The sequence below is a fragment of the Porticoccus hydrocarbonoclasticus MCTG13d genome, from assembly GCF_000744735.1.
GTDB lineage: Bacteria > Pseudomonadota > Gammaproteobacteria > Pseudomonadales > Porticoccaceae > Porticoccus > Porticoccus hydrocarbonoclasticus.
Map to the genome: position 1 here is coordinate 2,191,056 of NZ_JQMM01000001.1, position 14,293 is coordinate 2,205,348.

General features: G+C 52.1%; 15 protein-coding genes. 3 read left to right on the forward strand and 12 right to left on the reverse strand.

Annotated elements, in window-relative coordinates; genetic code table 11:
* Position 1: 1 nt before the first annotated feature.
* A complete protein-coding gene (locus U740_RS10445) occupies positions 2-652 on the reverse strand; it encodes a ChrR family anti-sigma-E factor (protein WP_036860627.1) in 651 nt (216 codons plus the stop codon).
* A complete protein-coding gene (locus U740_RS10450; protein WP_036860628.1) occupies positions 642-1,262 on the reverse strand; it encodes a sigma-70 family RNA polymerase sigma factor in 621 nt (206 codons plus the stop codon). The genes U740_RS10445 and U740_RS10450 overlap by 11 nt, the downstream gene beginning before the upstream one ends.
* A gap of 134 nt (positions 1,263-1,396) precedes the next feature.
* Here U740_RS10450 and U740_RS10455 point away from each other — a divergent pair, with 134 nt between their 5' ends.
* Genes U740_RS10455 through U740_RS10465 form a run of 3 tightly spaced genes read left to right on the forward strand, consistent with a single transcriptional unit; the run spans position 1,397 to position 4,860 of the window.
* On the forward strand, positions 1,397-2,812 hold the full coding sequence (locus U740_RS10455; protein WP_051921457.1) for an NAD(P)/FAD-dependent oxidoreductase: 1,416 nt from the start codon (positions 1,397-1,399) through the stop codon (positions 2,810-2,812).
* A complete protein-coding gene (locus U740_RS10460; protein WP_036860630.1) occupies positions 2,805-3,632 on the forward strand; it encodes a DUF1365 domain-containing protein in 828 nt (275 codons plus the stop codon). The genes U740_RS10455 and U740_RS10460 overlap by 8 nt, the downstream gene beginning before the upstream one ends.
* On the forward strand, positions 3,619-4,860 hold the full coding sequence (locus U740_RS10465) for an SAM-dependent methyltransferase (protein WP_051921459.1): 1,242 nt from the start codon (positions 3,619-3,621) through the stop codon (positions 4,858-4,860). Before U740_RS10460 ends, U740_RS10465 begins: the two co-directional genes overlap by 14 nt.
* Positions 4,861-4,890: 30 nt before the next feature.
* Here U740_RS10465 and U740_RS10470 read toward each other — a convergent pair whose 3' ends face one another.
* The 10 genes from U740_RS10470 to hisC all read right to left on the reverse strand — a co-directional run bounded on the left by U740_RS10470 (position 4,891) and on the right by hisC (position 14,279).
* Positions 4,891-5,313, reverse strand: a complete 423-nt coding sequence (locus U740_RS10470; RefSeq protein ID WP_036860632.1) for a nuclear transport factor 2 family protein — start codon at positions 5,311-5,313, stop codon at positions 4,891-4,893.
* 66 nt (positions 5,314-5,379) lie between these two features.
* Entirely contained in the window at positions 5,380-5,694 is a 315-nt protein-coding gene (locus U740_RS10475; protein WP_036861972.1) for a ComEA family DNA-binding protein, read from the reverse strand.
* 62 nt (positions 5,695-5,756) lie between these two features.
* Positions 5,757-6,464, reverse strand: coding sequence for an orotidine-5'-phosphate decarboxylase (gene pyrF, locus U740_RS10480; RefSeq protein ID WP_036860633.1), 708 nt, complete (start codon positions 6,462-6,464; stop codon positions 5,757-5,759).
* 40 nt (positions 6,465-6,504) lie between these two features.
* Positions 6,505-7,695: a lipopolysaccharide assembly protein LapB gene (gene lapB / locus U740_RS10485; protein WP_036860634.1), complete on the reverse strand. Its 1,191-nt coding sequence runs from the start codon at positions 7,693-7,695 to the stop codon at positions 6,505-6,507.
* A 13-nt stretch (positions 7,696-7,708) separates the two neighbouring features.
* Positions 7,709-8,002, reverse strand: a complete 294-nt coding sequence (locus U740_RS10490) for a lipopolysaccharide assembly protein LapA domain-containing protein (protein ID WP_051921461.1) — start codon at positions 8,000-8,002, stop codon at positions 7,709-7,711.
* Positions 8,003-8,102: 100 nt separating this feature from the next.
* Entirely contained in the window at positions 8,103-8,396 is a 294-nt protein-coding gene (gene ihfB / locus U740_RS10495) for an integration host factor subunit beta (protein WP_036860636.1), read from the reverse strand.
* A 55-nt stretch (positions 8,397-8,451) separates the two neighbouring features.
* The gene (gene rpsA / locus U740_RS10500) at positions 8,452-10,134 is read right to left on the reverse strand and encodes a 30S ribosomal protein S1 (RefSeq protein WP_036860637.1); all 1,683 of its coding nucleotides are present in this window, start codon (positions 10,132-10,134) and stop codon (positions 8,452-8,454) included.
* Positions 10,135-10,249: 115 nt separating this feature from the next.
* On the reverse strand, positions 10,250-10,948 hold the full coding sequence (cmk, locus tag U740_RS10505; protein ID WP_036860640.1) for a (d)CMP kinase: 699 nt from the start codon (positions 10,946-10,948) through the stop codon (positions 10,250-10,252).
* Entirely contained in the window at positions 10,945-13,164 is a 2,220-nt protein-coding gene (locus tag U740_RS10510; RefSeq protein ID WP_036860642.1) for a bifunctional prephenate dehydrogenase/3-phosphoshikimate 1-carboxyvinyltransferase, read from the reverse strand. Before U740_RS10510 ends, cmk begins: the two co-directional genes overlap by 4 nt.
* Entirely contained in the window at positions 13,164-14,279 is a 1,116-nt protein-coding gene (hisC, locus tag U740_RS10515; protein ID WP_036860643.1) for a histidinol-phosphate transaminase, read from the reverse strand. Before hisC ends, U740_RS10510 begins: the two co-directional genes overlap by 1 nt.
* Between the last annotated feature and the right edge of the window lie 14 nt (positions 14,280-14,293).

Consider the following 14,293-nt stretch of genomic DNA (forward strand, 5'->3'; position numbering starts at 1 on the left):
CCTAGAAACCAAAAAGCGGCTGGGTAATTTTGCCAAATAGCGTGGTATAGCGGAGTGGGTACTCCGTGGCGATCAGACATATACAATCGTGATCGCTATCCACCAGTGGCTGGTGAGTAATCTGATCGTCCAGATCGGCAACATCGCCCGTACTGAACCGCCCCACTTCGTCGGAATAGGAGCCCCGCAGCAGCAGGGTCAGCTCACTGCCCCGGTGACTGTGGGGTAAGGCGGCTTTGCCCGGTGCGACACGCAACAGACGGGTCATGCCCTTGCCCTGGCCGGGCAAGTCATGCACCCAGACGCCCGGCACCAGCTTTTTCCAGGACAGATCCTCCAGTGAATCCCCCACATAGCTGGCCAGTGGTGCCGGAATTTCACTGTTTGCCACAGAGGCCGGCCGCGCAGCAATTTTGGGTATATCCTCCTGATTCAGTCGATTCAGCACCGATGCCAGAGTATTGTCACTGACCGCCGCCAGGGAGATGTTTTCCAGCAATGCGCCGCCGATTGCTTCAAGTTCGCGGCACCGTCGACGACAGATGCCACACATCGCCAGGTGTGAGGCGACCACAAGGGCGGGACCCTGAGCCAAAGCGCCAGCCACATAACTGAATAGAGTCGCCTCATCGAGATGATGATTAATGGTCATGATTACCTCTCAACGCCTGTTTTAACTTTTCCGATGCCAGACGAATTCTGGATTTGACGCTACCCAGGGGAATCGACAGCCTGTCGGCAATCTCCGAATGGGAGCGCCCCTCGTAAAAAGACATAATAATGACCTGTGCCTGATTATCGGGTAATTGACGAATTGCCATGGCCACCTGATCAGACATGACAGCCTGCTCAGCCAACTCCAGCACAGCGGGCTCACCCGCCTCTTCATGCCAGCTATCCAGATCGTATTCGGGATATTTCTGTTTGCGCATCCAGTCAATGCTCAGGTTTCGCGCCAGGGTGTAAATCCAGGTGCTGGCAGCGGCCTTGCCAGGATCGTACAGATGGGTTTTTCGCCAGACGGACAACATGGCTTCCTGAGTCAATTCTTCAGCGGTGGCTTCCGTGAGGCCCAGTTTCATGATGTAACCTTTGATTCTGGGCGAAAAGTGACGAAACAGACGGATAAACAACTGTCGGTCACGGGAAATGGCTAGTTCTGCCAACATTGCAGACCAGTCTTTCGCCGGTGTCTCGGATGTCTTTTCTGCTCTTAATGCCACGACACTCAACGCTTCATCTCCCGGCGGTTGGTCTTGCATGACTCTCCTTACGTGTGATCAGTCTCGATAGATCACAGAGATTAGCGCCCGCGCACGATAAAGCCAAATAAAAGGGTGATCCCTCTCCGTACTTCCTGCGTAATATCAGCAACCCATTTGGTACGGACTGAACAATGAAGACCTCCACCCCGAAAAATTCAGTGCAAGACGCCCCACCCCGCAAGAATATTGCGGTGATTGGTTCGGGCATCTCGGGTTTGAGTTGTGCCTGGCTACTGAGCAGATCACAGAATGTGACGCTATTTGAAAAGGATGATCGACTCGGGGGACACTCCAATACCGTAACCTTTGATCTGGACAAACGGGCCATCAGCGTAGATACCGGATTCATTGTCTATAACCCCGTCAACTACCCCAACCTGGTAAAGTTTTTTGAGCAGTTGGGGGTAACAACCTGTGAAACCGACATGTCGTTTTCCGTGTCAGTGAACGGAGGAGAGCTCGAATATTCCGGCAGTGGTCTGTCGGGGCTGCTGGCACAAAAACGGAACCTGTTCCGACCAGCCTTCTGGGGAATGGTGACCGATCTGCTGCGCTTTTATCGGCAATCACCAAAATTGCTCCAGAAGGCCGAGCTTGAGCACCTTTCCCTCGGGGAATTGCTTGAAAAACACCGTTACGGCAAATCCTTTATCAACAACCACCTGCTGCCCATGGGCGCGGCAATCTGGTCAGTACCTGTCGACAAAATGCTGAATTATCCCGCCCTGAGTTTTATGCGTTTTTGCAGCAATCACGGTTTGACCCAGGTAAATAACCGGCCACAATGGCGTACGGTAGTCGGTGGCAGTCGTCAATATGTGGATAAAATTGCTGCCGCGCTGCAGGGTTCCATTCGATTGAATACCCGTATTCAGTCCGTCACAAGACTGGGGGAACAGGTAGCTCTGGACGACATTCACGGCAACCGGGAAATATTCGATGACGTCGTTTTTGCCTGCCACAGTGATCAGGCACTTGCCCTGTTGGCTGACCCGACAACCGAAGAGCAGGCCCTGCTCAGCTGTTTTCCCTACCAGCGCAACCGGGCTTTTCTTCATCTGGACACCGATTTGATGCCAAAACGCAAGCAGGTCTGGTCCAGCTGGAATTATCTGACCAGCAACAAACCTGCATCCAAAAACGAGCAGCTGATCAGCGACCAGAAAAGGAAAGTTTCCGTCAGCTACTGGATGAACCAACTCCAGCCACTCGCGACCGAACAACCGGTAATGGTCTCTTTAAACCCGCTGAAAATGCCCAGGTCCGGCACGATTATCAGAAGTTTTTTTTACGACCACCCCGCGTTTGATCAATCCTCGCTGGCCGCCCAGAAACAACTCTGGTCACTGCAGGGCAAACAGCATACCTGGTTCTGTGGCGCCTATTTCGGTTACGGTTTCCATGAGGACGGTTTGCAGTCCGGGCTGGCTGTCGCCGAAGCGCTGGGTGGTGTTGTCCGCCCCTGGCAACTGGAAGAGCCGAATTCCCGGATTGAAATCCACACTGGCTCACTGCCCAACACTGCTGTGGAATTGTACTGTGTCTGAGGAACTGAAATCGGCCCTGTACAGTGGCCAGGTCAAGCATCGGCGTCTGCGCCCGAAAAAACACCGGTTTACCTATCGGGTTTTCTCGCTGTATCTTGACCTCGATGAACTGAAAACACTGGATGGCCGACTTCGGCTCTTTTCCCTTAATCGTTTCAATCTGTTTTCCTTTCACGAGAAAGATCACGGCAATGGGGAATCAGGCCTGAAGGGACAAATAGGCCGACTATTGACCGAGTGCGGTTTTGATCATGCCACTGCTCATATCAGGTTGCTTTGCTATCCGAGAATACTGGGATACGTGTTTAATCCACTGAGTATCTACTTCTGCTACAACGACCAACAGCAGCTGTCAGCTGTGCTCTATGAAGTCAGCAACACCTTCAAACAAAAGCATACCTACCTGATTCCGGTGGATCCACAGCGGAAAGACACCCTGGTAGACCAGCGGGCCGAGAAAGCCATGTACGTCAGCCCGTTCATGCCGATGGAAAGCCATTACCGCTTCCGGATTCAGCCACCCGATCAAAATCAGGTATCTATTTTCATAAGGCAATCCAACGACCGGGCAGACAAGCCCGGCAACCATGTACTGCTGGCTACCTTCAACGGCCAGTATCGGACACTCAACGATGCAACCCTGCTATGGCTCTTTTTCAGCCATCCACTAATGACCCTGAAAATTATCGGTGCCATTCACTGGCAGGCATTGCGCCTGTGGCTGAAGGGGTTACCCCTGCAGCCCAGAAAGACTACAAAGAACACCCGCGATTATAGCTGGCGGGACAAAGATGGAGTATTGCACCATGAACGGCTCTGACCTCGATGCCGACGGTATCACCCCAAGGCAACCGACGAGTTCACCAGCGTGGTTGGAAACACAAATTATCCGGCTGTTGAGGAGAAAACTGGCTCACTGTCAGGGGGTACTGTCAATGCAGTTCCCCAGTGGCCACAGGCACCTGTTTGGTCAGGGTGACACTGTGGCCTCTGTCAGACTTTACTCAATGGCTCCCCTCCTCCGGTTATTCTTTGGTGGCACCAATGGCTGGTCCGACAGTTATTTGGGCGGTGAGTGGGACAGCGCCGATCTAACCGCCCTGATCCGCTGGGCGATTCAGAATGAACCGACCCTGAACAGCATGGCGAAAGCCGGTTATGTCAATGACCTGCTCTATAACCTCTATCACTGGAGCCGTCGCAATACGCGCCGGGGTAGCCGGCGGAATATTGCTGCGCATTATGATCTGGGAAACAATTTTTATCGGGAATGGCTCGACCCCGGTATGACGTATTCTGCGGCAATGTTTGGTGATGATCATCGGCAATCCCTGCAACAGGCTCAGACGAAAAAATATCAACGTATTCTCCAGCTGCTGTCACCCAGAGAGCAGGATCAGCTGCTGGAAATTGGTTGTGGCTGGGGTGAATTTGCCCTACAGGCTGTCGAAACCGCTAACGTCCGGGTTCACGGTATCACCCTGTCTTCGGAGCAGCAGCGCTGGGCGGAAGACAAGCTCACCAAAGCAAGTCTGGCAGACCGGGTCACAATCAGTTTGACCGATTATCGAGACCTGAAGAGACAGTACGATGGGGTCGTTTCGATTGAGATGTTTGAGGCAGTGGGTGAAGCGCACTGGGACAGCTACTTCAAAAAACTTAAAGGCGTATTAAAACCCGGTGGCAGGGCTGTGCTGCAGATTATCACCATCGATGAAAAGCGCTTTGAGGTCTACCGCAAGCAAGCTGACTTCATTCAGCGTCATATCTTCCCCGGTGGGATGTTGCCCAGTGTGATGGCCCTGCAAGAAAAGTTCTCACAGCATGGCTTTTGTCTTGTCGATCAGGAAATGTTTGGTGGGTGCTATGCCAGGACAATTGAACTTTGGCGGGAACGTTTCGAGGAACGCTGGGCGCAAATCAGTACCCTGGGTTTTGATCAGCGTTTCTACCGTTTGTGGCGCTATTATCTGAGTTACTGCGAAGGGGGTTTTAAAGAAGGTGCCATTAATGTGGGACTGTTCGTACTGGAACACCAGAGTGACTAGCAATGACAATAGGGCTCAACTGATAAAACGTCATTGCTCCCGAAAAGCAACCTGTCGTCTCAACCAGCGAAACAGGGCACCCAGTACAGGCACTTTCTCGTAGAGGTCGGCGCTGTCCCAGAAATCCTGGTGGCGGTCAATTTTGCCAGATACATCAAAGGTCAATCGACTGCTGCCCTGAAAGTTCAGCCAACCGGTCACACCACTGTGGCCAGAAAACGTCCAATACAAATAGGCGACAGCATCCTGTTGCTGACTGTCGTGAACGGTAAAACTCACACTGTCCAGCCGCTCAAACATCTCACTCAAAAGTGCCAGATAAGCATCGGCACCGTTCACTTGATTGAACGGGTCAGAAAAAAACACATCCTCGCTGAGGACTGCTCTCAACTGCCCAAGATTCGATCGATCCAACCTTTCCAGCAGGTGTATATAGTCAGTCAGGCCGCTCATACTGAGTCTCTTCAATCAACGAAAAAGGCCAGCCAAAAGGCTGGCCTCTGGGGTTTTCGGTATAGACTACTTCACCGAAAGGTTAGCACGATTCTGCTCCAGAACCTTTTCACCCACGCCCTTAACCGACTGTAGCTGTTCCACCGTCGTAAATGGGCCGTTTTCCTCCCGGTAAGCCACTATTGCCATAGCTCGCTTCTCACCGATACCCTTTAGCATACTGGATAGCTCATCGGCTGTGGCGGTATTAATATTGACCATCACAGGTTGCTGCATCATCTCCTGGGATGACGTCTCATCCGCTGTAACTGCCTGCCAGAACGGTAACACTGCAAGCAGGGACAACAGTAGAACGCCGGGAAGTATTTTTACATTTTTCATGTCGAACTCCTTGTGCCAGAGGCACTCCATTTCATAGAAACGGTACATCTTGTACCGCCCGATCAATCTTGCAAAATTTCCCGATTGATGGCAAGTAGCGCCTTCACCGGATTCGGTGACTGGGTAATTGGCCGGCCAATCACCAGATAACTGCTACCGTTGGCAATCGCCTGTGCAGGAGTGACAACCCGCCGTTGGTCATCAGCCACTGCCGACACAGGACGAATACCCGGTGTCACCAGGGTAAAGTCGTTACCGAGCAAATTGCGGAGGCCCCGGGTTTCCATCGCAGAGCAGACAACACCATCCATACCCGAAGCCTTTGCCATGGCTGCCAATCTGTGCACCTGCTGTTCCGGAGTACACCCGATACCCAATTCAGAGAGATCTTCTGCAGAGAAACTGGTTAATACGGTCACTGCTATCAACAGCATATTGGTACCGGATTGGTCACTGGCCAACCGGGCATCCTCCATCATCCGACGGCCACCGGAGGCGTGCACATCGGTCATCCATACACCGAGATCAGCAGCGACCTTGACTGCAGCTGCAACCGTGTTCGGTATGTCGTGAAACTTTAAATCCAGGAAAACATCAAATCCCCGGTTGACCAGGGTGGTAACGAACTGTGGACCCGAACGGGTAAAAAGCTCTTTCCCCACCTTCAGTTTGCACAGATCGGGGGACACGTCGGCCACAAATCGCTCTGCTGCAGCCACTGTATTATAGTCCAGTGCGACAATTACCTTACTGTCAGTAACGTGTGTCATGAGTCATTCTCATTTTAAAAATAGTGACTTTGGCAAGTGGTCACTCGCCATCGATACCCCGAACAGGTTGAACTGTTTCCCAACGCAGGCATTGGGGGCAGAGCCAGTGGAGCTGAGCACCGCTAAAACCACACTGGACGCAGCGGTATTGCGAACGGCGCGCCAGTAAACTGTCCAACAACCCCTGCAGCAGATTAAGCTGCTCTTGTTCTTCTCCGGCACCTCTGTTGGGGGAAATTCTGAGCAAGGTTTGCAGTCCCCTGATGGACGGGTACTCTCGCAAATAGTCCATTAAAAAACCTCTTGCCCGGTGCTCTCCACACTGTTTCACCATCACATCTGCCACCATTTGCAGCAAACTGGTGCCGGGATAGGATTTTAGCCAGGACTGCAGTTGCACTAGAAGTCCGGATTCATCACCAAGTTGTTCGTAGCACTGCCTGACAAGTGGGAGAATCTCAGGCAAATATTCGGGTTGTTGCCGGGGAATCATGCTGAAGCGTTTCAGTGCCTCGAGGCTGTTTGATGCGTGCATTTCCAGACGCCCCCAAAGCATAGTCGCTCTGGCTGAATTCTTATTGTACTTGAGCGCTGCTTTAACATGACGTCTGGCCTGTAGCAAATCAGACATGCCGATCGCTTGTTCAGCCAGTTCACAACAGAACTGCGCCTGCTCAATGTCGAGCTTGCCCACAGACCGTGAAAAGCGCTTCTTATCCATCATACCGGCAGCGCGGATAGCTTTATCCCATTCCTGCTCACCACGGTATATTTGAACAAGGTGTTGCAACGATACCTGCCGAAAATCACTGCCCGGGTCTTCCGCCAACTCCAAAAACAGGCGTTCTGCACGGTCAAATAAACCCGCCTTCAAAAAATCCCTACCCAGTTCCAAATGAGCCTGTTGCGACTGTTCGTTATTGAGATTGGGTCGAGAAAGCAAATTTTGATGAACCCGGATGGCCCGTTCTATTTCACCCCGTTGCCGCATCAGATTCCCCAGCGCCAGATGCGTTTCTAAGGTGTAGGGTGTGACTTCGACAGAACGGATAAAGGTATCGATAGCCTGATCCGGCTGTTCGTTAAGGAGGAAATTGATACCCTGGAAATAATGGCGCGCAAGGTCTCTCTCACTGTTCGCCAAACGTCTGCTCTTACCACGGGTATAACCGGCAAACCAGAAAAGCGGAAAAGACAGCAATAACCCGATAATTAATAAGTGATCTACCATGTAGGGTATTGGGCTACTCCGTTTTGTTTTTAGCGCGGGCGGGAGCCACTCTCAATTTGATGAGCTGCTGATTTAGCACATGGACGCGTCGCCGGAGTCGTAGCAGCATCGGCAGGCTGGCAAGTATACCAGTCAGGCAGCCTGTAAAAAGTGCTGCCAAAAGCCAGAGGCCCCGGGGTAACGGTCCAGACTCATAACCAAAGAAATCAATCGTAATGGCGTCCGGGTTGGTTAATACCAGACCAATACCCAGCAGAATTGCCGCCAAACCGATCAACAGGAAAAAGAGCTTCTTTAGCAATGCCATAAAATCCCCATAAAAAAACGGCAAGTCAAAATACTTGCCGTTTATTGTAACCAAACTACCGATGGTTGGTCTTGTTTATCGTGTCATCTGCCCCACAGACTCAACCTGCCTCGAGACTGCTGTTAACGCGTTCACGCAGCTCTTTGCCAGGTTTGAAATAAGGAACATATTTACCCGACAACTTAACCGAATCACCAGTTTTGGGGTTACGCCCAACCCTGGGGGCACGATAATGCAGACAAAAGCTGCCAAAACCGCGAATTTCAATGCGATCATTATTCACAAGCGCATGGGTCATACGCTCAAGGATCATTTTCACGGCAATTTCCACATCCCTGGGGGGGAGTTGATCCTGCTGGGTAACGATATAATCAATTAATTCTGATTTTGTCATAACGTTCTGATTTCATAAGAAAAGGGGCAATGTCGCCATTACCCCAATCTAATCATTACTTCTCTTTGGTGTCCATCTGGGCCTTGATCAGATCACCGATAGTAGTCGGTGCAATATTATCTGTTTCAGACTTGCGATGTTCTTTGATAGCCGCCTTTTCCTCAGCGACATCTTTGGCTTTGATAGAGAGGTTGATAGAGCGGTTCTTGCGATCCACATTAATCACTTTGACCTCCACCTCATCACCAACATTCAGAGCGTTTCGGGCATCTTCGACCTTTTCACGGGAGATTTCAGAGGCCTTTAAATAACCTTCGATATCACCGCTCAAAGTCACCACTGCACCCTTGGCATCCACGTCCTTGACAACACCATTGACGATCGCACCTTTGTCATTCTCAGTGACGTAGTTAGAGAAGGGATCATCCGACAACTGTTTCATACCCAGGGAAATACGCTCTCTTTCCGGATCAATGGAAAGTATCACTGTTTCAACTTCATCACCTTTCTTGAAATTGCGTACCGCCTCTTCACCGGTTTCGTGCCAGGAGATATCGGAGAGGTGAACCAGTCCGTCAATACCACCGTTCAGACCGATAAAGATACCGAAGTCGGTAATTGACTTGATACTGCCTGAGATTTTTTCACCCTTGCTGTGATTCATGGCGAATTCGTCCCAAGGATTCATATGACACTGCTTGATACCCAGTGAAATACGACGACGCTCTTCGTCAATATCCAGCACCATGACCTCAACTTCATCACCCAACTGAACAACCTTGGAGGGATGAATGTTTTTGTTGGTCCAATCCATTTCGGAAACGTGGACCAGACCCTCAACACCATCTTCCAGCTCGGCAAAGCAACCGTAGTCAGTGAGGTTGGTAACGACTGCTTTGACACGGGCACCTTCGGGATAGCGACCGGAAATATCGGCCCAGGGATCTTCACCCATTTGTTTCATGCCCAGTGACACGCGGCTGCGTTCACGATCAAACTTCAGCACCTTGACATCAATTTCATCACCGACATTGACAATTTCACTGGGGTGTTTGATACGCTTCCAGGACATATCCGTGATATGAAGCAGGCCATCAATACCGCCAAGATCGACAAAAGCACCGTAATCGGTGAGGTTCTTGACGATACCTTTCAGGGTAATGCCTTCTTCCAGTTTCGCGAGCAGTTCATCACGCTCTTCAGAATTCACTTTTTCCATTACGGCACGGCGTGATACCACGACGTTGTTACGTTTTTGGTCAAGCTTGATGACTTTGAATTCGAGAGGCTTGTCTTCTAAATGAGCGGTATCGCGAATCGGGCGAACATCAACCAGGGAACCGGGAAGGAAAGCCCGCAGGCCATTGACATCAACCGTGAAGCCACCTTTGACCTTGCCACTGATTATGCCAGTAACCACTTCATCCGCCTTGTGAGCGGCTTCCAGCTCTATCCAAGATTCTGCGCGGCGCGCTTTTTCACGGGACAGGCGAGTAGCACCAAAACCATCTTCTACGGCTTCGAGAGCAACCTGGACTTCATCGCCAATATTGATGTCCAACTCACCGTTGTCATCAATAAACTGGGACTTTGGGATCACACCTTCGGACTTCAGTCCGGCGTGAACGGTTACCCAGTCCTTATCAATATCAATAATGACACCGGTGACGATTGCGCCGGCGTTCATTTCGATAGTTTTTAAACTTTCTTCAAACAGATCTGCGAAACTTTCGCTCATTGAAATGTACCTGTAAAAATCGAGTCACATGACTCTCAAACCGCACTACCAGTTATGCGGGCTGTTGGTTTCAGGGAGATATGATGCGTTACTGGCCAAACATCACAAACCCGATTTATTGCGGTGGCTGTATGCCACTTGCCGCGACGACATCCACCACCTTTTGCAATACTTCCTCGATGGTCAAGGTTGAACTGTCCAACATAACGGCGTTGGTCGCAGGAACCATCGGTGACACTTTGCGTGTCATGTCCCGTTCGTCCCGTTTTTGAACCCGCTCTACGAGGGCGGCAAGGCTAACACTTTCCCCCTTATCTATCAACTGCTTATAACGTCTTTGCGCCCGTTCTTCCGAGCTCGCTGTCAGGAAGACTTTGGCGATGGCGTCGGGGAAAACCACGGTACCCATATCGCGGCCGTCCGCCACCAGGCCAGGCGACACGGCAAAGGCTCGCTGACGCTGCAGAAGGGCATCGCGCACTTCCGGATACGCGGCAACCACTGAGGCGTTAGTCCCCACACCCTCGGAGCGAATCAACGCGGATACGTCCTCTCCCTCCAGCATCACTTTTGGCGTGTTGCCGTTATCACGTGTCTTGAATGAAATGTCCATATGGGCAGCCAATACAGCCAGAGACTCCATATTATCCAGCGATACGCCATGACGTTTTGCCGCCAGAGCCAGCAACCTGTATAGCGCACCACTATCAAGATAGTGGAACCCCAACTTGGCAGCCAGCAACTGACAGATAGTCCCCTTTCCGGAACCACTCGGTCCGTCGATGGTTATAACTGGTACTCTTTTTTCATTCATCGTATTTCCTCGACAATTTTCAAACCGACAGTGTTGGCCAAAGCCACAAAGCCCGGGAATGATGTCGCCACATTGTTACAATTTCGTATCAGAATATTTCCCTGTGCCCTCAACGAGGCAATAGCAAAGGACATGGCGATGCGGTGATCGCCCAGACTGTCCACCTCGCCAGCACGCAATGTACCACCCTGAATATCGATACCATCCGGGGTGGGAATCGCCTGGATTCCCAAGCAGGTCAGGCCATCTGCCATGGCCTTGATCCGGTCACTCTCTTTTACCCGCAATTCTTCAGCACCGGTCAGGCGGGTTTTTCCCTCGGCACAGGCTGCCGCCACAAACAGAGCGGGAAACTCATCAATGGCCAGAGGTACTTGATCTTCGGGGATGTCTATTCCATGAAGTGGCGCATAGCGGACCCGGATATCAGCCACTGGCTCACCGCCGACTTCGCGGTGGTTGGTGAGTTCCAGGTCTGCACCCATCATCTGCAGGATATTGATGACACCGATACGGGTGGGGTTAACGCCCACATGGGTCAATGTCACATCGGAGCCAGGCGCGATTGCCGCCGCCACCATGAAAAAAGTCGCAGATGAGATATCTGCCGGAACATCAATGTTCGTGGCATACAGTTTTCCGCCGCCATCGAGCTCCGCGACCGCACCCTCTCGCCGAACCGGATAACCGAAACCGGTCAGCATCCGTTCGGTGTGATCACGTGTCGGTGCCGGTTCCGTGGTTCGAGTAGTCCCGTTGGCATAGAGGCCAGCCAGTAATACCGAAGATTTCACCTGGGCACTGGCCATCGGCAGGCAATAATCGATTGCCTTGAGCGCCTGCCCTCCCCTGATACGAAGAGGCGGCCTGCCACCCTGCTGTGCCTCTATAACAGCACCCATCTGCCTTAAGGGCCCTGCCACACGCTCCATAGGCCGCTGCGACAGGGACTCGTCTCCTGTCAGTTCCACGTCAAAAGTCTGGCCGGCCAGCAACCCGGCCAACAAACGCATTGATGTACCGGAATTACCCAGGTATAGCGGGCAAGCGGGCGCCTTGAGACCGGTCATACCAACACCGTGTATCACCACACGACCGCTCTGCGGCCCCTCGATAACCACACCCATATCCCGGAATGCCTGTAGAGTGGCAAGACTGTCTTCGCCCTCAAGAAAGCCGGTCACGGTGGTGACACCTTCGGCAAGCGAGCCCAGCATGATCGAGCGGTGGGATATGGATTTGTCGCCGGGCACACGAATGCTACCGGTAACTGAATTGCCGGGGGACACCCGGTAGTCAATAGTCTGTGTCATGGGCTCCAGGTAAGCCTTGTTTTCAAGCATTTTAGCAAAATGGTTGCGCGCTTCCCTGGCGCGTGTAAACACCCCCAGCAGGTACTCGCTGTCCTTATTCTGAATAGCATATTTCAGCTGATCCACATGATCGGTAAACGTTTCCAGTACGGCTAGCAACGCCTGGTCATTCGCCATGACAATGTCGTGCCACATCATCGGATCACTGGCGGCAATACGCGTAAAATCTCTAAATCCACCGGCTGCGTAACGGAAAATCTCACGATTTTCACGCATACCAGCGAGTGTATCCACCAATGTGTAAGCCAGAATATGAGGTAAATGACTGGTGGCCGCCAAAACCTCATCGTGTTCTGCCACCGTCATTTCACTGATCACGGCACCCGCTCCCTGCCATAGACCACGGACACGCTGCAAATGCTCCTTACCGGTTTCCTGCAAGGGAGTCAGAATCACCCTGTGGTCGTCGAACAAACCGCTATTTGCCGCATCCACACCGCTTTTCTCCGAACCGGCGATCGGATGTCCCGGCACAAACTGGGCGGGCATTTTGCCATAGGCTCGCCGCACTGCAGTTACGACACTGCCCTTGACGCTGGCCACATCGGTCACAGTAACGCTATCCGCGAGCAGTGGTTGCAGTTGGTGCATAATATCGGGAACGGTCAGGGTCGGCACACCCACCAAAACCACGTCACCCTCACCTAGGTCCCCTGCGACATCACCAATATCGATAATGACCCGGTCTACCACACCGGATGCCAGCGCCTTACTCAGCGTATCGGGATTTCTGGAGCTGCCAATTACCTCACGGCAAAGTCCCCGCTCACGAGCGGCCTTTGCCAGGCTGCCGCCAATCAGGCCAAGTCCCACTACCAATAGACGATTGATTGTAGGCGTCATCAAGCTGTATCCCTGTCAACCAGCAACCGACCCAATGAGTCGAGAAAACGTTGATTTTCGTGGGGCAAACCAATAGAAACCCGCAAATGGTGGGGCATACCGTACAGAGCAACAGGGCGAACAATGACACCCTGGCGCAGCAGTGCCTCGTAAATGGCCGACACATCCCCCGGGACCTGAACAGCGATAAAGTTACCTGCCGATGGAATGTACGCCAGCCCCAGGGAATCAAAACCGGTCACCAGCTGATTGTAACCATCACGATTGACGCCAATACTGCGTCGCAGGTAATCATCATCATCCAGTACCGCCAGCGCGGCGGCCAGTGCTGGACTATTAACATTGAAGGGTTGGCGAAGACGGTTGAGGATATCTGCCACATCCGGGTGTGATACCGAGTAACCGATACGCAAAGCCGCCAAACCATAAGCCTTGGAAAAGGTACGGGTAACAACCAGATTGGGATAGTCGTCAATCAACTCGAGCGCAGAGCCATAACCGGGCTGATCCACATATTCAAAATAGGCTTCATCCACCACCACCAGCACAGTGTCTGGCAGCTCCTGTAACAACGCTTTAATAGATGCAAGCGATACCCAGGTCCCGGTCGGATTATTCGGGTTGGCGATAAACAGCAAGCGCGTGTGTTCATTCACGGCGGCGGCCATAGCCGGCAAATCATGCCCCCAGCTGCTGGCAGGAACAACAATCGCTGTGGCATTTTGCGCAGTGATTACCAGTTGATAGACCACGAAAGCGTGTTCAGCAATGATGGCATTGTGCTGTTGACCGAGAAAACCTCTCGCCAGCAGCTCCAGAACTTCATTGGACCCGTTACCCAGGGTCAGCTGACTGGCAGAGACAGCCAACTTTTCGGCGAGTCGGCGCTTGAGATAAAAACCGTTTCCGTCGGGATAGCGGGCACCATTTTCAAGCGAGGCTTCTATAGCGACTTTCGCCAGCTCACTCAAACCCAACGGATTTTCATTGCTTGCCAGCTTGATTGCACCGGAGATACCGAGTTCACGTTCCAGTTCATCGAGGGGCTTGCCCCCCTGATAGGGTTGCAAATGTTGTACGCCTGGCAATGCCAGGCTCTTTAAGTCCATACGCATAAGTATCAACCTAA

Bases quoted from the DNA above. Each gene is read 5' to 3' on its own strand.
- U740_RS10490 (WP_051921461.1), bottom strand. From the start codon at position 8,002: ATGGCATTGCTAAAGAAGCTCTTTTTCCTGTTGATCGGTTTGGCGGCA.
- rpsA (WP_036860637.1), bottom strand. From the start codon at position 10,134: ATGAGCGAAAGTTTCGCAGATCTGTTTGAAGAAAGTTTAAAAACTATC.
- pyrF (WP_036860633.1), bottom strand. From the start codon at position 6,464: ATGACACACGTTACTGACAGTAAGGTAATTGTCGCACTGGACTATAAT.
- U740_RS10450 (WP_036860628.1), bottom strand. From the start codon at position 1,262: ATGCAAGACCAACCGCCGGGAGATGAAGCGTTGAGTGTCGTGGCATTA.
- U740_RS10445 (WP_036860627.1), bottom strand. From the start codon at position 652: ATGACCATTAATCATCATCTCGATGAGGCGACTCTATTCAGTTATGTG.
- U740_RS10455 (WP_051921457.1), top strand. From the start codon at position 1,397: ATGAAGACCTCCACCCCGAAAAATTCAGTGCAAGACGCCCCACCCCGC.
- U740_RS10475 (WP_036861972.1), bottom strand. From the start codon at position 5,694: ATGAAAAATGTAAAAATACTTCCCGGCGTTCTACTGTTGTCCCTGCTT.
- U740_RS10465 (WP_051921459.1), top strand. From the start codon at position 3,619: ATGAACGGCTCTGACCTCGATGCCGACGGTATCACCCCAAGGCAACCG.
- hisC (WP_036860643.1), bottom strand. From the start codon at position 14,279: ATGCGTATGGACTTAAAGAGCCTGGCATTGCCAGGCGTACAACATTTG.
- U740_RS10470 (WP_036860632.1), bottom strand. From the start codon at position 5,313: ATGAGCGGCCTGACTGACTATATACACCTGCTGGAAAGGTTGGATCGA.
- ihfB (WP_036860636.1), bottom strand. From the start codon at position 8,396: ATGACAAAATCAGAATTAATTGATTATATCGTTACCCAGCAGGATCAA.
- lapB (WP_036860634.1), bottom strand. From the start codon at position 7,695: ATGGTAGATCACTTATTAATTATCGGGTTATTGCTGTCTTTTCCGCTT.
- U740_RS10510 (WP_036860642.1), bottom strand. From the start codon at position 13,164: ATGACGCCTACAATCAATCGTCTATTGGTAGTGGGACTTGGCCTGATT.
- cmk (WP_036860640.1), bottom strand. From the start codon at position 10,948: ATGAATGAAAAAAGAGTACCAGTTATAACCATCGACGGACCGAGTGGT.